The sequence below is a fragment of the Mycobacterium sp. 1245852.3 genome (genome assembly GCF_001669335.1).
GTDB lineage: Bacteria > Actinomycetota > Actinomycetes > Mycobacteriales > Mycobacteriaceae > Mycobacterium > Mycobacterium europaeum_A.
Genome location: NZ_LZLL01000436.1, coordinates 1 through 21,723, shown reverse-complemented (window position 1 = coordinate 21,723; position 21,723 = coordinate 1). Strand labels below are relative to the sequence as shown.

24 protein-coding genes are annotated in these 21,723 nt (G+C 69.7%); 13 read left to right on the top strand and 11 right to left on the bottom strand.

Features of this window, described 5'->3' with window-relative positions; genetic code table 11:
• The 3 genes from A9W96_RS19440 to A9W96_RS19430 all read left to right on the top strand — a co-directional run.
• A partial coding sequence (locus tag A9W96_RS19440; protein WP_197499574.1) for an FAD-dependent oxidoreductase occupies positions 1-685 on the top strand: 685 nt, incomplete at its 5' end.
• Positions 682-1,689 carry a DUF5914 domain-containing protein gene (locus A9W96_RS19435; protein ID WP_067142191.1) on the top strand — a complete coding sequence of 336 codons (1,008 nt, stop codon included), beginning with the start codon at positions 682-684 and terminating at the stop codon, positions 1,687-1,689. The genes A9W96_RS19440 and A9W96_RS19435, both read left to right, overlap by 4 nt.
• A 216-nt stretch (positions 1,690-1,905) precedes the next feature.
• Complete coding sequence (locus A9W96_RS19430; RefSeq protein WP_067142188.1) at positions 1,906-4,173, top strand: catalase; 2,268 nt, start codon at positions 1,906-1,908, stop codon at positions 4,171-4,173.
• 77 nt (positions 4,174-4,250) lie between these two features.
• Here A9W96_RS19430 and A9W96_RS19425 read toward each other — a convergent pair whose 3' ends face one another.
• Entirely contained in the window at positions 4,251-4,505 is a 255-nt protein-coding gene (locus A9W96_RS19425) for a hypothetical protein (RefSeq protein WP_067142186.1), read from the bottom strand.
• Positions 4,506-4,669: 164 nt separating this feature from the next.
• On the opposite strand from A9W96_RS19425, the gene A9W96_RS19420 reads away from it, so the two are divergent.
• The 4 genes from A9W96_RS19420 to A9W96_RS19405 all read left to right on the top strand — a co-directional run bounded on the left by A9W96_RS19420 (position 4,670) and on the right by A9W96_RS19405 (position 6,400).
• Entirely contained in the window at positions 4,670-5,098 is a 429-nt protein-coding gene (locus tag A9W96_RS19420; RefSeq protein WP_156748804.1) for a hypothetical protein, read from the top strand.
• Positions 5,095-5,310, top strand: a complete 216-nt coding sequence (locus tag A9W96_RS19415) for a DUF2945 domain-containing protein (RefSeq protein WP_066862218.1) — start codon at positions 5,095-5,097, stop codon at positions 5,308-5,310. The genes A9W96_RS19420 and A9W96_RS19415 overlap by 4 nt, the downstream gene beginning before the upstream one ends.
• Positions 5,311-5,338: 28 nt before the next feature.
• On the top strand, positions 5,339-5,674 hold the full coding sequence (locus A9W96_RS19410; protein ID WP_066881219.1) for a DUF3140 domain-containing protein: 336 nt from the start codon (positions 5,339-5,341) through the stop codon (positions 5,672-5,674).
• A 150-nt stretch (positions 5,675-5,824) separates the two neighbouring features.
• Entirely contained in the window at positions 5,825-6,400 is a 576-nt protein-coding gene (locus tag A9W96_RS19405; RefSeq protein ID WP_066881221.1) for a MarR family winged helix-turn-helix transcriptional regulator, read from the top strand.
• Here the strand turns inward: A9W96_RS19405 and A9W96_RS19400 are convergent.
• Positions 6,397-7,647 (bottom strand): glycosyltransferase, encoded by a 1,251-nt coding sequence (locus A9W96_RS19400; protein WP_067142183.1) that lies wholly within the window; start codon positions 7,645-7,647, stop codon positions 6,397-6,399. The genes A9W96_RS19405 and A9W96_RS19400 overlap by 4 nt on opposite strands.
• An 11-nt stretch (positions 7,648-7,658) precedes the next feature.
• Complete coding sequence (fni, locus tag A9W96_RS19395) at positions 7,659-8,705, bottom strand: type 2 isopentenyl-diphosphate Delta-isomerase (protein ID WP_067142180.1); 1,047 nt, start codon at positions 8,703-8,705, stop codon at positions 7,659-7,661.
• Between the two features lie 146 nt (positions 8,706-8,851).
• On the opposite strand from fni, the gene A9W96_RS19390 reads away from it, so the two are divergent.
• The 4 genes from A9W96_RS19390 to A9W96_RS19375 all read left to right on the top strand — a co-directional run bounded on the left by A9W96_RS19390 (position 8,852) and on the right by A9W96_RS19375 (position 13,585).
• On the top strand, positions 8,852-10,960 hold the full coding sequence (locus tag A9W96_RS19390; protein WP_067142177.1) for an MMPL family transporter: 2,109 nt from the start codon (positions 8,852-8,854) through the stop codon (positions 10,958-10,960).
• The gene (locus A9W96_RS19385) at positions 10,957-11,436 is read left to right on the top strand and encodes a TspO/MBR family protein (protein ID WP_067142174.1); all 480 of its coding nucleotides are present in this window, start codon (positions 10,957-10,959) and stop codon (positions 11,434-11,436) included. The genes A9W96_RS19390 and A9W96_RS19385 overlap by 4 nt, the downstream gene beginning before the upstream one ends.
• Positions 11,437-11,438: 2 nt before the next feature.
• Positions 11,439-12,767, top strand: a complete 1,329-nt coding sequence (locus A9W96_RS19380; protein ID WP_067142171.1) for a deoxyribodipyrimidine photo-lyase — start codon at positions 11,439-11,441, stop codon at positions 12,765-12,767.
• Between the two features lie 266 nt (positions 12,768-13,033).
• On the top strand, positions 13,034-13,585 hold the full coding sequence (locus A9W96_RS19375; protein ID WP_067142168.1) for a DUF4333 domain-containing protein: 552 nt from the start codon (positions 13,034-13,036) through the stop codon (positions 13,583-13,585).
• On the opposite strand, the gene A9W96_RS19370 is transcribed toward A9W96_RS19375, so the two are convergent.
• Entirely contained in the window at positions 13,582-14,319 is a 738-nt protein-coding gene (locus A9W96_RS19370) for an acyltransferase (protein WP_066862245.1), read from the bottom strand. The two genes, A9W96_RS19375 and A9W96_RS19370, sit on opposite strands and share 4 nt — an antisense overlap.
• 141 nt (positions 14,320-14,460) lie before the next feature.
• On the opposite strand from A9W96_RS19370, the gene A9W96_RS19365 reads away from it, so the two are divergent.
• Positions 14,461-15,738 carry a PQQ-binding-like beta-propeller repeat protein gene (locus A9W96_RS19365; RefSeq protein ID WP_197499573.1) on the top strand — a complete coding sequence of 426 codons (1,278 nt, stop codon included), beginning with the start codon at positions 14,461-14,463 and terminating at the stop codon, positions 15,736-15,738.
• Positions 15,739-15,756: 18 nt separating this feature from the next.
• Complete coding sequence (locus A9W96_RS19360) at positions 15,757-16,146, top strand: DUF6264 family protein (RefSeq protein ID WP_067142163.1); 390 nt, start codon at positions 15,757-15,759, stop codon at positions 16,144-16,146.
• Here the strand turns inward: A9W96_RS19360 and A9W96_RS19355 are convergent.
• The 7 genes from A9W96_RS19355 to A9W96_RS32755 form a co-directional block, all read right to left on the bottom strand.
• Positions 16,143-16,826 (bottom strand): esterase, encoded by a 684-nt coding sequence (locus A9W96_RS19355; protein WP_067142160.1) that lies wholly within the window; start codon positions 16,824-16,826, stop codon positions 16,143-16,145. The two genes, A9W96_RS19360 and A9W96_RS19355, sit on opposite strands and share 4 nt — an antisense overlap.
• Positions 16,827-16,896: 70 nt before the next feature.
• Positions 16,897-18,132 (bottom strand): class I SAM-dependent methyltransferase, encoded by a 1,236-nt coding sequence (locus A9W96_RS19350; RefSeq protein WP_231999744.1) that lies wholly within the window; start codon positions 18,130-18,132, stop codon positions 16,897-16,899.
• A complete protein-coding gene (locus tag A9W96_RS19345) occupies positions 18,090-19,061 on the bottom strand; it encodes a class I SAM-dependent methyltransferase (RefSeq protein ID WP_067142194.1) in 972 nt (323 codons plus the stop codon). The genes A9W96_RS19350 and A9W96_RS19345 overlap by 43 nt, the downstream gene beginning before the upstream one ends.
• A gap of 10 nt (positions 19,062-19,071) precedes the next feature.
• Positions 19,072-19,836 (bottom strand): enoyl-CoA hydratase, encoded by a 765-nt coding sequence (locus A9W96_RS19340; RefSeq protein WP_156752806.1) that lies wholly within the window; start codon positions 19,834-19,836, stop codon positions 19,072-19,074.
• Positions 19,833-20,675, bottom strand: coding sequence for an NUDIX hydrolase (locus A9W96_RS19335; protein ID WP_067142157.1), 843 nt, complete (start codon positions 20,673-20,675; stop codon positions 19,833-19,835). Before A9W96_RS19335 ends, A9W96_RS19340 begins: the two co-directional genes overlap by 4 nt.
• Positions 20,672-21,499 (bottom strand): ABC transporter ATP-binding protein, encoded by an 828-nt coding sequence (locus A9W96_RS19330; RefSeq protein WP_156748742.1) that lies wholly within the window; start codon positions 21,497-21,499, stop codon positions 20,672-20,674. The genes A9W96_RS19335 and A9W96_RS19330 overlap by 4 nt, the downstream gene beginning before the upstream one ends.
• 116 nt (positions 21,500-21,615) lie before the next feature.
• Positions 21,616-21,723 (bottom strand): hypothetical protein (locus A9W96_RS32755; RefSeq protein ID WP_231999743.1); only part of this gene is annotated, 108 nt, incomplete at its 5' end.

Genomic DNA, 21,723 nt, shown 5'->3' with positions numbered 1-21,723 from the left:
CGATGACCACTGCGAGGTCGACGCCGTCGTATTGGCCACCGACGTCGCGGGTTTACAGCGGATCGTCGCGGCGTCCCCGGATCTGGGCACCGAGGCCTGGCGCACCCAGATCTCGCGGCTGCGCAGCGCGCCGCCGTTCGCCGTGCATCGGCTGTGGCTCGACCGACCGGTCGCGGCGCACCGGCCGGCGTTTTTGGGCACCGCCGGCCATGAACCGCTCGACAACATCAGCGTGCTGGAGCGCTACGAAAGCGAAGCCCGCGACTGGGCCGGCGCGCATCATGGTTCGGTGGTCGAGTTGCACTCGTACGCCCTGGATTCCGCGCCGTCGCGGGACGCCGCGCTACGACAGCTACACAGGGTGTATCCGGAAACCGCTGCGGCGCAAATCGTCCACGAGAAGCTGCTGCATCGCAGCGACTGCCCGCTGTTTGCGCCGGGCTCCTATCCCTTCCGTCCCCCGGTCCGCACGCCCACGCCGGGCTTGTTGCTGGCCGGCGACGCCATCCGCATCGACTTGCCGGTGGCGCTCATGGAGCGCGCCGCAACCACCGGCTGGTGCGCCGCGAACCAACTCCTGCAACGATGGGGATTAGCCGGACACCCGTTGGCCACGGTACCCACCCAAGGCCGGTCACCGCTGCTTCGGTGGCTTGCCGCCCGCGAAAGATCCACCACACCATGAAGTTCCGCGAACAGCTACAGCAGCGCCTGTCCGCCACCCGGACCAAAGGGTGGCCACTGCAGGTGATCCCGCGCATGTCGTGGGCCGATCAGCGCCCGACCTATCGCGACGCGCAACCCGCCATCATCGAGGGCGCGCTGCGCCGCTCGCAGCGCAAACCCACCGGCAACTGGTACGCCTTCGCCGCCAGTCACCAGGTCCCCGCCGGGCGCCCCGCCGGCGCCCGGGTCGCCGGCGTCGAGGTCGTGGCCTGGCGCGACGACCGCGGGCGGTTGTGCGTGGGGCCCCGCAGTTGCCCCCATTTGGGTGCCGACCTCGCCACCGGCACCGTGCACCGGGGCGCGCTGATCTGCCGCTGGCACGGGCTGACCCTGGACGGACACGCGCGCGAATTCGGCTGGAGCCCGTTGCCCAGTCACGACGACGGTGTCCTGGCATGGGTGCGGCTCGACGCGGTGGGCACGGAGGACCCGCTGGACCGGCCGGTGATTGCGCAGCGGCCGGCCGGCGACACCCTGAGCGCGGTCGCCCACGTGGTGGGGGTCTGCGAACCGAGCGACGTCATCGCCAACCGGCTCGATCCGTGGCACGGCGCGTGGTTTCACCCCTACTCGTTCACCCGGCTCGACGTGCTCACCACCCCCACCGAAGAGGCGGACCGATTCCTGGTGGCGGTGACCTTCCGGATGGGACGCGTCGGGGTGCCGGTCGTCGCCGAGTTCAGCTGCCCGGAGGCACGCACCATCGTCATGCGCATCGTGGACGGCGAGGGGACGGGCAGCGTCGTCGAAACCCATGCGACGCCAATGGGTTCGGGACCCGACGGTCGACCGCGCACCGCGCTCCTGGAGGCCACCATCGCGCATTCGGACCGGCCCGGTTTCCGGCGCGCCGCTCGGGCGGCGCCGCTGATCACACCGTTCATGCGGTACGCGGCCACCAAGCTGTGGCGCGACGACCTCGCCTACGCCGAGCGCCGTTACCAGGTTCGCGCAAGTTCGTAGGGTCAAGCCGCCAGCTGGTCTCTTGGCACGCTCCGTGCCGGGTTGTCCGTGCGGCGGCAGGTGCGCTGCCGACGCCAGACGGCACGACCAGTTTTGCCCGTTCCCAACTTTTATGCCCAAACCGGGGTTTCACCGCGCCGCTGAGGGGAACGCGGGGATAAGCCGCCTGATGCCTCAGGCGGCCGTATCTGAATTCATGCCAACCAAGGAGATTTGATGGCGGAGGACGGCGGGCGCAGCAACCCGGTCAAGGGTGTCGTCGAGGGCGTCAAGGCAGTGGCCAAGCAGGCCATCGGGGCGGTGTCCGGCCAGGAATATCTGGTCCGTGAAGGGAAGGCCCAGCAGGCTCAGGCCAGTGGTTACATTCCCAGCGCGCCGGGTGCCGAGCCGCCAGACCTCGCCGAGCCGACGACGCCGCGGGAGCCGTTGCCACCCAAGAACGATCAAATCGCCCCGGAACTTCGGACCCCGACCGGAACACCGGTGGAGGGCCCGGCGACCGCGCGTGGACAGCAGGGCGAGTACCTGACCACCGCCCAGGGTGTGCGGCTGTATGACACCGATCATTCGCTGAAGGCCGGTGAACGCGGCCCGACGCTGCTGCAAGACCACCATCTGCGCGAGAAGATCACCCATTTCGATCATGAGCGCATTCCGGAACGTGTGGTGCACGCCCGTGGCGCCGGCGCCCACGGTGTGTTCCGCGGCAACGGCGCAGCCGAAAAACTGTGCAAGGCAGGGTTTCTCAAGTCCGGCGCCGAGACGGCGGTATTCGTCCGATTCTCCACCGTGATCGGCTCCCGCGGATCGGCCGACACCGTGCGGGACACCCGCGGGTTCGCCACCAAGTTCTACACCGACGAGGGAACGTTCGACCTGGTCGGCAACAACATCCCGGTGTTCTTCATCCAGGACGGCATCAAATTCCCCGACATCATCCACGCGGCCAAGCCGCACCCGGATCGCGAGATCCCGCAAGCCCAGACCGCGCACGACACCTTCTGGGATTTCGTGTCGCTGCACACCGAGGCATCCGCGCACACCATGTGGGCCATGTCCGACCGCGCGATCCCGCGGTCTTACCGGACCATGGAGGGCTTCGGCGTCCACACGTTTCGGCTGGTCGCGCCCGACAACACGACCTCGCTGGTGAAGTTCCACTGGAAGCCGCGCCAGGGGGTGCATTCGCTGGTGTGGGAGGAGGCGCAGATCGCCGCCGGCGTCGACCCCGACTTCCACCGCCGTGACCTCGCCGATGCGATCGAGGCAGGCGCCTACCCCGAATGGGATCTGGGCATCCAGGTGTTCCCGGACACCCCGGAGCAGATGTTCGAAGGCATCGATCTGCTCGACTCGACCAAGATCGTGCCCGAGGAGTTGGCCCCGGTTCAAATCATCGGCACCATGCAACTCAACGCCAACCCGACCAACTTCTTCGCCGAGACCGAGCAGGTGGCGTTCCACATCGGTCATCTGGTTCCCGGCATCGACGTCACCGACGACCCGCTGTTGCACGCGCGGTTGTTCTCCTACCTCGACACGCAGATCACCCGCCTGGGTGGTCCCAATTTCGCGCAGATCCCGATCAACCGTCCGCACGCGCCGGTCAACGACATGTTGCGGGACGGGTTTCACCAACACGGCGTACATCCCGGCAATGCGCCGTACCGTCCGAATTCGATTGACGGCGGATGCCCTTTCGCCGCCGGAGCCGATCTCGCCGCCTTCATCGAGTCCCCGGTCCCACTGCCCGCGTCGACCAAACGTCGCGCAAATCCCGCGAGCTACGACGATCACTTCAGTCAGGCGACCTTGTTCTACCGGAGCCTGCAGCCCGTCGAACAAGCCCATGTCGTCGAGGCGTTCGCCTTCGAGTTGGGTAAATGCTACGAACAGGTGATCAAGGAACGCGAGCTCGCGGTCCTCGCGAAGATCGACACCGAACTGTGCGCCGCCGTCGCGGCGCAGCTGGGTTTGGAGCCGCCCGTCCCGGCCGCGGCGCCTGCCGCCCCGGCGGTCAGCCCGGCGCTGTCGCAAGTCGGCCAACGATGGCCGGTGGCCGGTCGCCGCATCGGTATCCTCACCGACGCCGAGTCCGACACCGGCCAGGTGACGGCGGCGGTGGCCGCGATCACCGCGGCCAAGCTGGTTCCCCTGGTGTTCGCGTCGCATGGCGGAAAGCTGAACCGCGACGGCGGCCCAACGGTTTCTCGCACGTATGCGACGGGACGATCCGTGGAGGTCGACGCCGTTCTCGTCGCTGGATCACCGGTCGAGGCCGGTGCGCGAACCCTCGTGGACGAGGCGTTCCGTCATCTCAAGCCGATCGGCGTGCTGCCGCAGGGGACCAATCTGCTTGCGGCAGCGGGCCTTCCGGCGGAAGGAGAAGGCATCTTCACGGGCTCGGACGCGTCGGACATCGTCTCCTCGCTCGTCGCCGGCCTCGAGGAGCACCGGGTGTGGAACCGCGTAGTCCCCACCTGACCGGTCCGACCCGGGATCGGCGAACGCCGAACCGCTTGCCTCGCGCCGATCGTGACACGCACCCGGCATAGCTGAGGCTACTTCGTGCCTTCCGGACCCGTCGCCGCCATGCCATCAGGGCTGGTGGCGGAGGAAGTGGTCGCCGTGGTGACCGAGCGGTGCCGGCCGCGGGCCGAACGCCGCCACACCAGCACTGACGCACCCGTAAGCAGGACCACCAACGCGATCGCGGTGGGCCACATGGCCAACTGCGCGAGCCACAAACGCCGTTGCAGGCGCAGCACTTTACGTTCAGCGCGGCCCAGCCGTCGCGACGTTTCGATCACGGTCATCGCCAGATCAGATACCCGGGGCGGAGTCGTTCAAACCGTCGCGGCGCGCGGCGAGGTCATCGCACCAAGCAGTTAACCATTCAGCTGATGAACCACCGGATCCGACGATTCGCACCGCCCCGCGGCGGGAATGCTCCGACCAACAGGGGGAAAGCATGGACGGCATGGCCAATGGCGAGATCGACGGCGTGGCGCAGGCGGTAGGTAAGGTGACCGAGGCGCTGGAAACCATCGAGCGCGCCCGCGGGCATCTGTATTCCTTTCATCAGCTCACCGGCCGGGCCGACCTGCAACTCGACGAGGCGGTGGCGCGGCTGCGCGAAACCGGCCACGCCGATCTGGCGCAACACATCAGCACCGAGCTGATCGGACGCAACGTCCTGCCGGGCCGGTGGAGCTTCCAGGTGCTGGAGGACTACGACGACGGCTACTACCGCTGCTTCACACAGATCGAACAGCTGGTGCGAAGCCGGCTCACCGAGGGACGGCGCCACGTCTACGAGATGGCCCTCAAGGAGCGTCGACGCACCGACGGACACCCGGCCCACACCGCCTCCCCCAGCGACGAATCGGCGAAAGGTGAATCCCGGTGAGCGACAAGCAATTCAAAAAGGGCGACAAGGTCGAGTGGCAAAGCCACGGCACCACGGTCCGGGGCACGGTCGAGGGCAAGATCACCTCCGACACCCAGGCCGCCGGGCGCACGGTGCGGGCGTCCGAGGACGAGCCGCAGTACAAGGTGCGCAGCGACAAGACGGGAGCCGACGCGGTACACAAGCCCGAATCGCTGCGCCGCGCAAAGTGATGCGCGACAACCGCATCGAGGAGTCACCGTGACCGACGACCAACACACCACCTGGGAGCGCTTCCGGGACACCGTCAACATGACGGCGCGCGAGCTGGAAAACTGGCTCGGCACCGAGGAATCGAAGAGTGTCGGCGAAAAGCGGAGCGGAGCCGAGTCCACCGGCCACGCCAGTGGCCGTCACATCGTCAAGATACTCAAGGCCAAACGCGCCGACCTCACCGAGGCCGACTACGCGCACATGCGAAAGGTGGTCGGTTATGCCAAGCGCCACCTGGCGCAACGCCCGCAGGGCGACATCGATGAAAGCCCCTGGCGGTACTCGTTGATGAACTGGGGCCACGACCCCGCGAAGTCCCGATAGCGCCCGCTCGGCGCGGCTGAGCCGCCGCGACGGCGATCCGCCGAGGGTGCCGTAGGCTGATGGCCACCGAACGCTCCGGCGCGTTTCGACTGCCGCGGATAGCGGTCACCGATACGCTGGCCGGCGTATTTGCAAAAAGGATGCGGGTAAGTGACCAAGCGCGCCGCCGCTGACCGGCGACCAGATCGAGCCGAACTCGAGAAATTGATGTCGGCCGACATGCGCGCGATCACCGCCCAGTCCGACCGCATCGGCCGCCACTTCGCCCGGCAAAACGATGTCAGCAGCACGGATTTTCACGCGTTGCTGCACATTATGGTCGCCGAAACCGCCGGGGAGCCGTTGACGGCGGCCCAGTTGCGCCGCCGCATGGACGTCTCACCGGCCGCGATCACCTACCTGGTCGACCGCATGATCGACGCCGGCCACGTCCGTCGCGAACCCGATCCCCAGGACCGGCGCAAGACCCTGCTTCGCTACGAGAAGCCGGGCATGGCGCTGGCCCGCTCGTTCTTCACTCCCCTTGGCGCCGAGCTACATACGGCGCTGGCCGACCTTCCAGATCGCGACCTGGCGGCGGCGCATCGGGTGTTCACCGCGATGATCGAGGCGATGGCCAGCTTCGAATCACGGCTGGCCACACCGGGTCCGAAGACGCCCGCGGCCCCCGAACCTAAGGTCAAGGGTCATCGCGGTCCGGCGAGACGCGGCGCCGCGCCCGACTAGTGAACCGGCCGCTCGGCGGCGCAGCCCAGTAGCCGCTGCTCGATAAGGTCGGCGCCGTGGGCCACGCCCCCCGTCGCGGCGAGCCCGGCGGCCACCCGTTGCGCGCCGTCGGCCATCGTCATCGCCTTGCGTACCTTGGCTCTCAGTCGCGCCGCGGTGAGCTTCTTGGCGGTCAACCGGGTTCCACAGCGGGCCATCTCCACTCGCCTGGCGACCTCGGCCTGATCGCGCGCGAAGGGCACAACGCAGACCGGCACTCCCCGATCGAGGGCCTTCAACGTCGTGCCCATCCCCCCGTGCGTGATGGCGCAGCTGGCGCGGGCGAGGATGGCCGCGTGCGGCACGAACCGGCGCACGGTCGCGTTCTCGGGTCGCGGCAGACCAGCGGGCACACCGGCCGGGAACGTCGCCACCACGTGCACGTCCTCGTCGGCGAGCGCGCGCAACGCGATTCGTCCCAACGCCTCGTCACCCTGGCGCAACGAGGAGGTGTTCACCAGCACCATCGGACGTTCGATGGCGTCGATCCACTCCGGTGCGGCGGCCGTCGAGGGCTCGAATGCGCAGGCACCGATGTGGTGCACCACGCCGGACCATCCCGGATGCGGGTACTCGAACGGCTCGCCGCCGACCGCCAATACCAGCGGCGCGCGCCGGATGAAGCCGTCCACCGAGGTGACCGGCGGCAGGTCCAGCCCGGCGCGAATGGCGTTGACGCGAGGCAACATTGGCCGGTCGAACAGGTGCCTGACGATCGGCCGCACCGTGGCGTCACGGACCTCACCGACGATGCCCGGCAGCGGACGAAATCCCGGACCGAATGGTGGCACCCCGCGCGATCGCAGGTAGGGGGTGAACGGTGAGAACAACAGCCACGGAAGGTCCCCGGCGTCCGCGGCCGACAGGGCTCCCCAACAGTTCGCGTCCACGATCACCGCATCCGGCCGGGTCGCGCCCACCGCACGCCGAAAGTCGTCGACTTCCAGCACCGCCCGCCGGCACAGCACGTCGATGGTTAACTTCAACACTCCCAAGGTATTTCGCGCCTGCCAGTCGTTGCCGGCGATCGCCTCGATCCGCGGATCGACCGGCGCGGCGTGCACGCCGATGGATCGCATCGTCGAAACACCGGCCGACATGGTGCGCAGGTGCACCTCGTGTCCGCGCCGGGTCAGCTCGGCGAGCAGCGCCCCGGCCGGCAGCAGATGCCCCAGGGCGGGCGAGCCGTAGGCCAAGATGACGGCCACGTCGCGCGGGCCTAGTCCGCGCCGACGAGGTCGACGCCGCGCAGGTCCGCCAGGTTTGCGGCACCACAGCCGTGCAGGCAGATCCGCAGCTCGTCGATGAACGGCTGCAGCCAGTCGACCACGGCGGCACTCGATTCGATGGCGGCCGGCAGCAGCGGCCGGGCGACCGCCACGACATCGGCACCGAGTGCGATCGCCTTGGCCGCATCCATACCGGTGCGGATGCCACCGGAGGCCACCAAGGGGATCGCCGGTAGCGCCTCGCGCACCTCCACGATGGCGCGGGCGGTCGGGATGCCCCAGTCGGCCAGGTGCGGGTAGCGCAGTTCGCCGTACCGCACGAACTGCTCGACGCGCGACCACGACGTGCCGCCGGCGCCCGCGACGTCGATTCCGGCCACCGGCAATTCGCCTTCTCCCCCGACCAGTTCCGCGGCCGCCGCGCCGCCGATGCCGTGCCCGACCTCCTTGAGCAGCACCGGATAGTCGACGGTGGCGGCGGCCTCGCGCAACCTGTTCAGCGACCCGGCGAAGTCGGTGTCGCCGTTGTGTTGCATCGCCTCCTGGAGCGGATTGGTGTGCACGGCAAGCGCATCGGCGCCCACTCGGTCCAGGGCCTTCGCCAGATCCGGCGCGGCGGTCTTGGTCAGTTGCGCCAAGCCGATGTTGCCGAACAGCAAGACATCCGGCGCCACATCGCGCACCGTGAAGCTGTCCGCCGCCCGCTCCCCCAGCGCACTGTCCAACATGATCCGCTGCGAGCCCAGCATCATGCCCAAACCCAGCTGCTGGGCCGCCGCGGCCAGGTTGCGGTTGATCGTCCCGGACAACTCCGCACCCCCGGTCATCGCGCCGATGAGGATAGGCGACCGCAGGCGGGCACCGAAAAAGTCGGTGGACAAATCGATGTCGCCCAGGTTGGTCTGGGTCAGCGCGTTGTACGGCAGTTCATAGCGGTCCAGCCCGGTGGTGACGCCGTCGTAGCCGACCGGCTCGCTCAGGCAGACATCGATGTGCCGCCGCTTGCGGGTGGTCATCTCGCCGCGGTCAGCGGTCATCGCAGGTACCCCCTCGCGTCCGACACTGCCCCCGGCCCCGCGTCCATAATGTCCATAGTGCCCCCTCCTGCGTACCGCCGGCGCCGTCGCGTCGCGATGCGTCATTTCAGTTGATTAATGTTTAACAAACTGAAAGGGTTGTAAACGTGGTGTGGGATTCCGTGGCCGCCGCCGTGACGGGGCGGCGTTGCTGGTTGCTCGCGCTGATCGCGGCCGCGCTCGGTGTCGGGTTGATGGTCCTGATCGGCGGTAACGCCGCCGCGGGCCAATCCCCGCAATCCGTTCCAGTCGATGCGCAATCCGCCCGGGTCGAGACCCTGGCCAGGCAGTTTCCCGGGGGTGACAAGGCGCCGCTGATCGTGGTGGTCAGCCGCACCGATGCAGGCGTGCTGACCGCGTCCGACCGCGACGCCGCCCAGGCCGCTCGGGACCGGGCGCTGGCGGCCTCGCGGCCCGGCGCGAATGCGGCGGCGACCCCGCTGCTGCCGTCGAGCGACGGCAGGGCCGCCCAGGCCGCGGTCCCCATCGACGCCGACCTGTCCGGGCTCGAGCTCTCCGACGCCGTCACCACGCTGCGCACGGCCGCGGCCACCGGCCTGCCCGGGCAGCTGCAGGTGCACGTGACCGGCGGCCCCGCCTTCGGGGCGGACATCGCCGGCGCGTTCGCGGGCGCCAACATCACCCTGCTCGCGGTGACGACGTCGGTGGTGGCGCTGCTGCTGATCGCCACCTACCGCTCCCCGGTGCTGTGGCTGGTCCCGCTGCTCGTCGTCGGATTCGCCGATCGAGTGGCCGCGGCGCTCGGCACGGCGGTCGCATCGCTGACCGGGCTGAGTTTCGACGGCGCCACCTCCGGGATCACCAGCGTGCTGGTTTTCGGCGCCGGCACCAATTACGCGCTGCTGCTGATCTCCCGGTATCGACAAGAGCTGCACCGCCATTCCGCGCACCGCGCCGCCCTGCGCGAGGCCGTGCGCAGGGCGGGGCCGGCCATCGTCGCCAGCAACGCCACCGTGGTGTTGGCGTTGCTCACCCTGCTGTTCGCGTCCACCCCGAGCACCCGCAGCCTGGGCGCGCTCGCGGCGTGCGGCCTTGTCGTCGCGGCGATTTCGGTGCTGGTGATCCTCCCCCCGCTGCTGGCCGGCTGCGGGCGGCGATTGTTCTGGCCGTTCATCCCGCGCGCGGACGACGGCGACACCCTCGGGGCCGGCGCGTGGCTTCGCGTCGCGGAATGGGTGAATCGGCGCCCCGCTCTGGTGGCGGCGGTCGCCGTCGCGGTGCTGGCGGTCCTGGGCACCGGCCTGCTGGGAACCCGGATCGGCCTGACGCAGACCGAACAGTTCCGCCTGCGCGCCGACTCCGTGGCGGGATACCAGGTTGTGGCCCAACACTTTCCGGCCGGCCTGACCAACCCGACGCTGGTCATCGGACGCACGGATCACGCCTCGGCGCTGCGGCAGGCAATCACCGCCACCCCCGGCGTCGTCTCGGTGACCGAGTCCGGCCGATCGGAGTCCGGGCTGACGAAGTGGTCGGTGGTGATCGACGCGCCGCCGTCGTCGAATCAAGCTTTCAATGCAGTTGCGGCACTGCGGAATTCGACGCGCGCCGTGGACCCCGCGGCGTTGGTGGGCGGGCCCGACGCGCAGGCCCTCGACGTACGTGATGCGGCCACTCATGACCGGCTGCTGCTGATCCCGGCGATCCTGGCCGTCATCCTGGTCGTGCTGTACGCGGTGCTGCGCTCGGCCCTGGCGCCACCGACGCTGTTGGCCGCGACGATCCTGGGCGCGTTGGCCGCGCTGGGCATGGGTGGGTGGGCGAGCCTGCACGTCTTCGGGTTCCCGGCGCTGGACAACACCACCCCGCTGTTCGCGTTCTTGTTCTTGGCGGCGCTCGGGGTGGACTACACGATCTTTCTGGTCACCCGGGCCCGCGAGGAAGCCGCGCGGCCCGGCGCCCGCGCTCCGATGGTGCGCGCTGTATCGGCTACCGGTGGCGTGATCACCAGTGCCGGAATCGTTTTGGCCGCCGTGTTCTGCGTGCTCGGGGTGTTGCCGCTGATCGTGTTGACCCAGCTTGGCATCATCGTCGGCCTGGGAATCCTGCTCGACACCTTCGTGGTGCGCACGCTGGTCATCCCGGCGTTGTTCGCCCTCATCGGCGACCGGATCTGGTGGCCGACCAATCTAACACGCACCAAAACCGTTGAGCAACAAGCGGACCGGAGACAACCAGAACGGAGCACGCCATGAACAGGTCGATACTGGCCGGGACCAGCCTGGCCGTGGCCGCAACCGCCGCGGCCGGCAGCGTCGCCAGCCGCGACGCCACGTCCCGGTGGTACTCGCGGCTTCGCAAGCCCGCCTACCAGCCACCCCGTGCCGCCTTCCCCGCGGCGTGGACCACGCTCTACGGGGACATCGCGGTCACGTCGGCGGCAACCCTCGACCGTCTGAAGGCAACCGGGCAGCACGACAAGGCCCGCGCGTACGCGGCGGCGCTGACGGCGAACCTGGCCCTGAACGCCGGATGGAGTTGGCTGTTCTTCCGGTACCACAAACTCGGGGCAGCCACGATCGGGGCGGCGGCGCTGACGGCCAGTAGCGCCGATCTGGTCAGGCGCACGGCGCAAGCCACACCGCGTGGCGCGCTGGCGTTGCTGCCCTACCCCTTGTGGTGCGGCTTCGCGACCGTTTTGTCCACCCACATCTGGCGACTCAACCGCTGACTATGCCGGCATTGCTGTGGTTTCGCCGCGATCTGCGGTTGCGCGATCATCCGGCGCTGCTCGCCGCGGCCGAGAACGACGAGGTGCTCGCCTGCTTCGTGCTGGACCCGCGCCTGGAAAAGTCCTCGGGGCAACGCCGACTGCAGTACCTCGGTGACTCGCTGCGCCGGCTGCGCGACGATCTCGACGGCCGGCTGCTGGTCACCCGCGGGCAGCCCCACACGCAGATTCCCCGCATAGTCAAGGAAATCGGGGCGTCGTCGGTGCACATCTCCGAAGACTTCGCGCCGTTCGGCAAGCGCCGTGACGAGCGGGTGCGCGCGGCGCTGGGTCCGGTGCCGCTGATGGCGACGGGGTCGCCGTACCTCGTCTCACCCGGCCGCGTCACCAAACCCGATGGCTCGCCCTACCAAGTGTTCACCCCGTTCCTGCGCCAGTGGCGCAAGACCGGGTGGCGGGAACCGGCGAAGTCGAACGCGAAGTCCGCGCGCTGGCTGGATCCGGCGAGCGTGTCCATCAAGCAGTGCGACCTCCCCGATCCCGGACAGGCCCTCGAGGTGGCCGCAGGCGAGGCGGCGGCACGCAAACAATGGAAGTCGTTCGTCGACAACGGCTTACAAAGCTACGCCGAGGACCGCAACAGGCCCGACCTGACCGGGACCAGCCGCATGTCGGCGCACCTGAAGTTCGGCGCCATTCATCCGCGCACCCTGGTCGCCGACCTGGACGCGCGAAGCGTCGGGGCGCAGGCCTTCTTGCGGGAGTTGGCTTTTCGCGACTTCTACGCCGACGTGCTGCACCACTGGCCGGCCAGCGCCTGGCGGAACTGGAACAGCGATTTCGACGGCATCCAGACCGACACCGGCGCGCAGGCCACCCGCCGCTTCGAGGCGTGGAAAGCCGGCGAGACGGGCTTTCCGTTCGTGGATGCCGGCATGCGTCAGCTGCGCGACACCGGATTCATGCACAACCGCGTGCGCATGGCCGTGGCCTCGTTCCTGGTCAAGGACCTGCACCTGCCGTGGCAATGGGGGGCCGAATGGTTCCTGGACCAGCTGGTCGACGGCGACATGGCGAACAACCAGCACGGCTGGCAGTGGTGTGCGGGCTGCGGCACCGACGCCGCGCCCTACTTCCGGGTGTTCAACCCGATCACCCAGGGTGAGAAGTTCGACCCGGCGGGCGACTACATCCGGCGCTGGGTCCCGGAGCTGCGTTCGGCCGACGACGTGCACCTGCGCAAGGGTCAACGTCCCGACGGCTATCCCGAGCCGATAGTCGACCACGCCGCGGAGCGCGCCGAGGCGCTGCGGCGTTACCAGAGCATCTGAGCGCTCGATTCGCCGCCCAGGCGCTCCCGCCGGTTCCGCGAACTGACGCGCACCCTTCCGCCGTTTGCTAGCACCCGCGCCAGCGGAATCGAAAAGCTGATTATGGTGCGCAGACGTTACCGCTGTGACACGAGTGGCCGTTGGTGGTTCATGGACGCAGCAACGGCCACGCCCGCCGGCACCCGTTTGCTGAATCGTCCGCCCGAAACCGATGAGCATGCCAGGATCAGCCCATTCATCGTGGGCAAGCCGTTCGGGAGGCGACAATGACCAACTTCATCATCCGGGCGCTGCTGATCTCTGGCGCGGCGGCCGGACTCGCCGCGGGCGTCGGCGCCTGTTCGTGTTCCGTCGGCACCTCGCACTCGGTGAGCAAGAGCGATGTCGCCGGCCAGATCACCGCCAAAATGACCGACGCGGCGGGCAACAAACCGGAGTCGGTGAACTGCCCCACCGATCTGCCCGCGAAGGTCGGCGCGCAGATCAATTGCGACATGAAGGTCAAGGACCGGCCGTTCAACGTCAACGTCACGGTGACCAGCGTCAACGGCAAGGACGTCAAGTTCGACATGGTCGAGACCGTCGACAAGAACCAGGTCGCCGGCGCGATCAGCACCCAGGTGGGCCAGCAGGTCGGCCGCAAACCGGACGCGGTGACCTGCCCCGACAACCTCAAAGGCGTTGCGGGCGCGACGTTACGGTGTCAGCTCACCGACGGCGCCGACAAATACGGCGTGCTGGTGACCGTGACCGACGTCGACGCCGGCGACGTCAACTTCCACTTCAAGGTCGACGAGCGGCCGCAGGCCGCCGGCTAACGGGCCGCCTTCTTGCGCTCGATGTCGGCCAGCGCGGCCGCCAGTTCGGCGCGCTGGGCGGCCGAGCTCTCCCAGGCGAGCTGGCGGTTCTTCACCACCTTGGCCGGCGCGCCGACCGCGATCGAGTAGTCCGGGATCACCCCGCGGACCACCGCGTGAGACCCGAGCACGCAACCACGCCCGATGGACGTGCCCCGCAGCACCGATACCTTGACGCCCACCCAGGTGTCCGGACCGATCCGGACCGGGGACTTGACGATGCCCTGGTCCTTGATCGGCAGGTCGATGTTGTCCATGCGGTGGTCGAAATCGCAGACGTAGCACCAGTCGGCCATCAGCACCGAGTCGCCGAGCTCGATGTCGAGGTAGGCGTTGATCACGTTGTCGCGACCCAGCACCACCTTGTCCCCGAACCGCAGCGAACCCTCGTGCGCGCGGATGGTGTTCTTGTCGCCGATGTGCACCCAGCGGCCGATCTCAAGCTGCGCGAGCTCGGGCGTCGCATGGATCTCGACGCCCTTGCCCAGAAACACCATGCCGCGGGTGATGATGTGCGGGTTGGCCAGCTTGAACTTCAGCAGCCGCCAATAGCGCACCAGGTACCACGGGGTGTACGCGCGGTTGCGCAGCACCCATTTCAGCGAGGCCAGCGTGAGGAACTTGGCCTGGCGCGGGTCGCGCAGATTTGATCCACGCCAGCGACGATGGACCGGGGCACCCCACATGGATGTCATGGCCGGAAAGCCTAGTCGAGAGGCCAAGCGATACCCTCACGTGTACTCGATCGCCGCACCCGCCGAACGCCCCTGCGGAAGGACTTGGAAACCGACGTGCTTGCCCGACGACTCGTCAGTGGGCTTCGGCGTTGTTCATCCGTGGCGCTGGCGGCCGTGCTCGCGGTGCCGCTGGGGGCCTGCGGCAACACCGACTCGTGGGTGGACGCCGCGGCCGCGCAAGGCTGGCCGGCCCAGTACGCCGACGCCGCCAACAGCAGCTACACCACCGTCGGCGGCGCCACCAAGCTGTCGCTGCAATGGACCCGGTCGGTCAAGGGAAGCCTGGCCGCCGGACCGGCGCTCAGCGCGCGCGGCTATCTCGTCCTCAACGCCCAGACGTCGGCGGGATGTTCGCTGATGGAGTGGGAGAACAACGACAACGGGCGGCAGCGCTGGTGTGTGCGGCTCGCCCAGGGTGGGGGCTTCGGCGGCCCGCTGCTCGACGGTTTCGACAATGTCTATGTCGGCCAGCCCGGGGCCATGCTGTCCTTTCCGGTCACCCAGTGGACGCGGTGGCGCCAGCCGGTGATCGGCATGCCCACCACGCCGCGGTTCCTCGGGCAGGGCGAGCTGCTCGTCACGACCCACCTGGGGCAGGTGCTGGTCTTCGACTCCCATCGCGGCCAGGTGACCGGGAGCCCGCTCGATCTCGTCGACGGCGTCGACCCCACCGACCCCGCGCGCGGGCTCGCCGACTGCGCCCCGGCCCGCCAGGGCTGTCCCGTCGCGGCAGCGCCCGCCTTCTCGCCGGTCAACGGGATGGTGGTGCTCGGGGTCTGGCAGCCCGGCGCCCCGGCCGCGGGTCTGGTGGGGCTGAAGTACCACCCCGGGCAGACGCCGCTGCTCACCCGCGAATGGACCAGCGACGCCGTCGGCGTCGGCATCATCGCCAGTCCAGTGCTGTCGGCCGACGGATCGACCGTCTACGTCAACGGCCGCGACCAACGGCTGTGGGCGCTGCGCACCGCCGATGCGAAGGTGAAATGGTCGGCGCCGCTGGGCTTCCTGGCGCAGACGCCGCCCGCGGTCACCCCGCAGGGGCTGATCGTGGCGGGCGGCGGGCCCGACACCCGGCTGGCGGCGTTCAAGGACGCCGGTGATCACGCCGACCAGGTGTGGCGCCGCGACGACGTGTTCCCCCTGTCGACGTCGAGCCTGGCCGGCGGCGGCGTCGGCTACGCGGTGGTCAGCGGCCCACCGGCGAACGGCGCCCCCGGCATGTCGCTGCTGGTGTTCGATCCGGGCAGCGGCCGCACGTTGAACAGCTCTGCGCTGCCCGCGGCGACCGGGTATCCCGTCGGGGTATCGGTCGGCACCGATCGCCGGGTGGTGGCCGCCACCAGCGACGGCCAGGTTTACGGTTTTGCGCCGGCCTGACCGGGACATACTGCTGTAGTGCCGATCGACGACCCCGCGGCGCCCGGCGCCGCCACCACCAGTACCGCAGGAAGCGGCCGCAGCAACACCGCCGACACCGTGGCGACGGTCATCTTGCTGGTCATCCACGGCGGCCTCTACGGCGCGACCTTCGCGCTGCTGGGTCTGCTGGTGATGACCACCGATGCGTGCGGCTCCCGGCAGTGCGGCAATCCCGCCTGGATCGACCGGGCCATGAACCTGGCCACCTGGGGCGGCGCGGCCCTGTTGCTCATCGACATCGTGCTTGCGGTGTACCTGCTGGTGCGCCGGCAGCGGGCGTTTTTCGTCCCGATCATCGGGTGCCTCGCGCAGGTGGCGCTGGCGGTCGCCGCCGTCGCGATGGAGTTGCAGGCCGGCCCGGTCTAGATCGCCAGCGGCGGAATGGCGTTGCGCGGCACCTGGGCCTGCAGCGGCCCGCCGAACGCCGGCAGCATCTCGCCCGGGGCGAAGTAGAAGATCAGCTGATCGTCGGTGATGGCGAAGTTCTGGTAGTGGGTCGGGTCATGGCCGGTCGACGGCAAAATGGCGGCGCCCAAAGGGGTTTGGCGTTCCAGTTCGCGCTGCACGATCGGGAAGATGGCGTCCAGCGGCGTGGTGTTGGGAGGGAACAGGTTGTCGAAGGTCAGCGGCTGCTTGGTGCCCAGGTTGTAGTTGAAGGCCTTGTACCAGATCGACGAGTGCGATCCCCCGACGTCCTGGAAGAACTTGAGCACCACGCTGCGGGTGTTGTGCGGCGGCTGCCCGGCGCTGTGCTGTTCGGTGGTGGCCTCCAGCTGGTAGGGCTGGTCGCGGCCGCCGGAACTCTGCGCGACCGCGACGAAGCCGTCCCGGTTCTGGGTGATGTAGTCGGTCAGCGCCTGCTCGTCCGGGTAGTCGGCGGGGAAGGTCATGTTGAGCGTGTAGTTGGGGCCGGTGGCGTGCAGATGGCACAGCTGGCCGGCCTCGACGCTGCCGCCCAAACCGGCACACGACGGCGGCTCGGCCGCGGCCGGCCAGCCCACCAGGACCGCCGCCGCCAGCAGCGCAGCGGCTATCGGATAACGCATCGTGGAATCGTCCTCGCAGAGTGGCCAGGGCCGGTGACCCGGAGAAGTGACGCCGCCAGCGTACCCGGAGCTATCGGGAGGGCCGGCAAACGAATGCCATCGCCCGGCTGGCGGTCCGGGCGCCGATGCGGGCGATGACCACGGCCAGCGGGCGGCTCCCGCGCAGCCGCATCCGTTTGCGCAGCGCGTCCGGGTCGACGTGCACCCCGCGCACCAGCACCTCGAGCGCGCCGCAGTCGCGAGCCGACAGCGCCTGGCGCAGGCGGCGCTCGTCGAAGACCAGCTGTTCGAGCACCTCAAACCCGCGGTCGGCGGCCGGTAGCGCATCACCGGAGAGGTAGGCGATGTCGGGGTCGAGCTGCCAGAGTCCGTGCCGTGCGCCGTAGTGGCGCACCAGCCCGGCCCGCACCACGGCGCCGTCCGGGTCGACGATCCAGCGACCGGCCGGCCGCACGCCGCAGTCGTCGGGGTCGGTGTCGGTCAGCTGCTCGCCGCGGTCCAGCATGTTGGCCCGCCGGCCCACGCCGGGCCGCGCCAGCCCGGCCGACCACAGGCAGGCTTCCCGGACCGAACCCCGATACGACGTCACCTCGATCTCGCCGCCGAAGCCCAGGCGCCGCACCTCATCGAAATCGATTCCGGGAGCGCACTTTACGACGAAGTGCCGGTCGCGGTAGGTGTCGAGCAGCGAGCCCAGGCCGGGCCGGTAGTCGTCGATACGCAACCGGCGCCGGCCCTCGACGCGCCGGGCCGGGTCGGCGACGAGCACGGCGTCGCGGGTGATCGGGCGCAGGGCGTCGGCGCGGCAGAGCAGGGCCGCCTCCCCCACGTTGTGGCGGGCCATGGCCAGCCGCACCGGGTCGATATCGCTGCCCACCGCGGTGACCCCGCAGGCCCGCAGCGCGGCGAGCTCGGTGCCGATCGAACAGGTCACGTCGTGCACGACGAAATCGGGGGCGGCGCCGGCCAGTCGCCGGGCCCGGTGCAAGGCCACCGGCGCCGCGGTGGCCTGCTGCAGCGCCTCGTCGGTGAACAGCCACGCCGGCGTCGCAAGGCCGCCGAGTTTGTCCACCGCGCGGCGGCGCAACAGGACCGTCTCCACCAGGATCGCGGCGCGGTCGCCGAATCGGGCGCGGGCGGCGGCGACGTCGGCGACCAGGGTGGCGTCGGTCAGCTCGAGCCGGGCGACCTCCGCCAGCGCCGCGGCACCCGCGGCCGACCGCAGGTAGCCGACGTCTTGCGCGCTGAACCGCAGCCCACCACTCAGGAGGGTTTGACCCCGGTCACCATCACGTTGTAGAACCAGCCCTTCGGCACCACGCGGCGCCACACGTTGGCGTCCACCCAGCTCAGCGTCTTCCAGCCGTTGAAGGCGAACTTCGCCCAGCCCCAGCCCAGCCGCCCGGGCGGCACCGACGCCTCGAAGGTGCGCACCGGCCAGCCGAACATCGCGGCGGTGAACTCCTCGCTGACGGTCCGCACCTGGGCGGCCCCGGCGTTGGCGGCCATCCGCTCCAGGTCGCCCGGGGTGAAGGTGTGCAGGTCGACGATGGCCTCCAGCGCCGCCGCCCGCGACGATTCGTCGAGCTCGGCCTGCGGGCGCCGCCAGCTGCCCAGGCCGGGCAGCTTGGTGACGTTGGTGGCGATGCGCCAGGTCAGGGTGGACAGCTCGCGGGCGTAGACGTCGCCGGCGCTGGTCGGCTCGCCGGCGAAGACGAACCGGCCGCCCGGGCGCAGCACCCGGATCACCTCGCGCAGCGACAACTCCACATCGGGGATGTGGTGCAGCACCGCGTGGCCGACGACCAAGTCGAAGGTGTTGTCCTCGTACGGGATGCCCTCGGCGTCGGCGACCCGGCCGTCGATGTCGAGGCCCAGCGACTGCCCGTTGCGGGTGGCGACCTTGACCATGCCCGGCGACAGGTCGGTCACCGATCCGCGCCGGGCCACCCCGGACTGGATCAGGTTGAGCAGGAAAAACCCAGTGCCGCAACCCAATTCAAGGGCCCGGTCGTAGGGCAGCTCGCGCCGCACCTCGTCCGGCACGATGGCGTCGAAGCGGCCCCGCGCGTAGTCGATGCAGCGCTGGTCATAGGAGATCGACCACTTGTCGTCGTAGGTCTCGGCTTCCCAGTCGTGGTAGAGCACCTGGGCCAGCTTGCTGTCGTGCCGGGCGGCTTCCACCTGCTCGGCGGTGGCGTGGGGCGTCGGAACGGCGTCCGTCGAACTGGTCATGCAGGGCAGCCTAACGGCCGCCCGGATCCGCCCGATCGCCACCGCCCTGACCAGCAGAGAACACCTCGACGTAGCGGCGGCGCTCGGCGGCGAGCCGCTCGGCCAGCCCCAGGTCGAAGACGTCGTTGATCCCGGCCTTGGCGGCGGCCAGTGCGTGCCGCGGCCCGTCGAGAAAACGGCGCGCCCACCCCGCGGCGGCGTCATAGACGTCGTCGGGGGCCACCATTTCGTCGATGAGGCCCAGCGCCAGCGCCTCTTCGGCGTCGAAAAACCGGCCGCTGAACACCAGCTCCTTGGCCTTGCTCGCGCCGGCCGCCCGGGTCAGGCGGGTCATCGCATCGCCGCCGGGCACCAGGCCGGCCAGGATTTCGGTCGCGCCGAACTTCACGTTGTCCCCGCTGATCCGCCAGTCGGCGGCCAGGGCCAGCGTGAGGCCGGCGCCCAGCGCGTATCCGGTGATCGCGGCCACCGTCGGCTTGGGGATCGCCGCCACGGCGTCGATCGCCTCTTGGCGCACCCGCGCCACGCTGTCGGCCTCGGCGCCCCGCAGCGTCCGCAGCTCGGGCATGTCGTCGCCGGCGGAGAAGATCTCGTGGCCGCCGAACAGGATCACCACGGCGACGTCGTCGCGCCGCCCCAGTTCCTCGGCGGCCGCGATGACCTCCCGATACACCTGGCGGGTCATCGCATTCGTCGGGGGCCGCGACAGCAGCAACATGGCCAGCCCGGCGTCTTGGGAGCCGTCGGAGACCACCACGCTGACGAACTCGCTCAATGCCGCCATCCCAGGCCACCCGCTTCCCGCGCCTGGTGGTAGCGGTCGGAGTCGAAGAACTCGAACACCCAGTTGTCGCCCTGGATCTCCAGGTGCGGCTGCACGGGCACGATCTGGCGCTCGACGGCCAGTACCTCCGCAACGGTCCGGCCCGCCAGCGAGTCCAGCTGCGTCCAGGTCGGGGGCAGCAAGAAGCTGCGGCCGGCCGTGAAGTCGTCGATCGCGGCCTCCGGCGTCGTCCAGCCCGCCCGATCGGATTCGGTGTTGTCGCCGTCGGCGCGCTGCCCCCGCGGCAGGGCGCCCACGAAGAAGTAGGTGTCGTAGCGCCGGGTGCGCTCGGCCTCCGGCGTGACCCAGTTGGCCCACGGCCGCAACAGATCCGAGCGCAGCTCCAGGTTCTCCCGGCGCAGGAAGTCCGCGAAGGACAACGTGCCGTCGGCCAGCGCGCGGCGGGCCTCGCCGTAGACCGAGGCGTCGTCGACGATGCTGTTCGGCGCCGAAACGGCCTCGCCCGCCGGCCCGGCGAACAGCACCCCCGACTCCTCGAACGTCTCGCGGGCCGCGGCGCAGACCAGTGCCTCGGCCAGGTCGGTTTCGATGCCGAAGCGCTGGGCCCACCACTGCGGCGGCGGGCCGGCCCACGCGATGTCCGCGTTGCGGTCGCGTTCGTCCACACCGCCGCCGGGGAACACCATCGTCCCCGCGGCGAATTCCATTTTCGCGTGCCTGCGCATGAGAAAAACCGCTAGCCCGGTTTGGGAGCCGGCCGGTTCGTCGCGCACCAGCATCACGGTGGCGGCCGGCCGGGCGACCAGCGGGGCTTCGTCGGGTGACGTCATAGCGGCCTCCGGTGGGCTGCGCGGGTGCGGACTCGCCGGGCGAAATAGCGCCCGTCGACGACGTCGAGGGCGATCGCCTGGCCGAACGCGGTGGACAGATTCTCGGCGGTCAGCACGTCGGTCAGCAGGCCCGCGGCGACCACCTCGGCTTCCGAGAGCAGCATGCAGTGACTGAACCCGGGCGGTATCTCCTCAACGTGGTGGGTGACCAGCACCAGCGCGGGCGCGTCGGGGTCGCCGGCCAGGTCGGCCAGCCGGGCGACCAGCTCCTCGCGGCCGCCCAGGTCCAGGCCGGCGGCGGGCTCGTCGAGCAGCAGCAGCTCGGGGTCGGTCATCAGCGCACGCGCGATCAACACCCGCTTGCGCTCGCCCTCAGACAACGTTCCGTAGGTGCGGTCCGCCAGGTGCTCGGCGCCCAGGCTTTCTAGCATGTCGATCGCGCGTTGGTAGTCGACGTCCTCGTAGCGCTCTCGCCACCTGCCCAGCACCGCGTAACCGGCCGAGACGACGAGATCGCGCACCACCTCGTCGGTGGGGATGCGCTGGGCCAGGGCGGAGGAGCTCAGCCCGATCCGGGACCGCAACTCGGTCACGTCGACCCGGCCCAGCCGCTCGCCGAGCACGAAAGCGACGCCAGACGAGGGATGTTCGGCCGCCGCCGCGATCCGCAGCAGCGAGGTCTTGCCCGCCCCGTTGGGCCCGACGATCACCCAGCGTTCGTCGAGTTCGACCGCCCAGTCCAGCGGCCCGACCAAGACGTTGCCGCCACGCTTCAGCGATACCTGCCTGAAATCGAGCAGCAGATCGGGGTCGGCTTCCTCCACCGTCTGGTCGGCTCGACGCTCGGAGTCTCTCGACTCCTCGGGAATCACCTCCGGCTTCCGTTTTCGGGCACCCGACCATCGTGCCGTACCGCGGCGCCCGAATAGCTGCCGGGTCGCTAGGGGCCCGGCGGGATTTCCACCCGCCGCACCTCGCCGTCGATCGCGTCGGCGGCCTCGATTTCGCCACGGGTCACACCCAACAGGAACAACACGGTGTCCAGGTA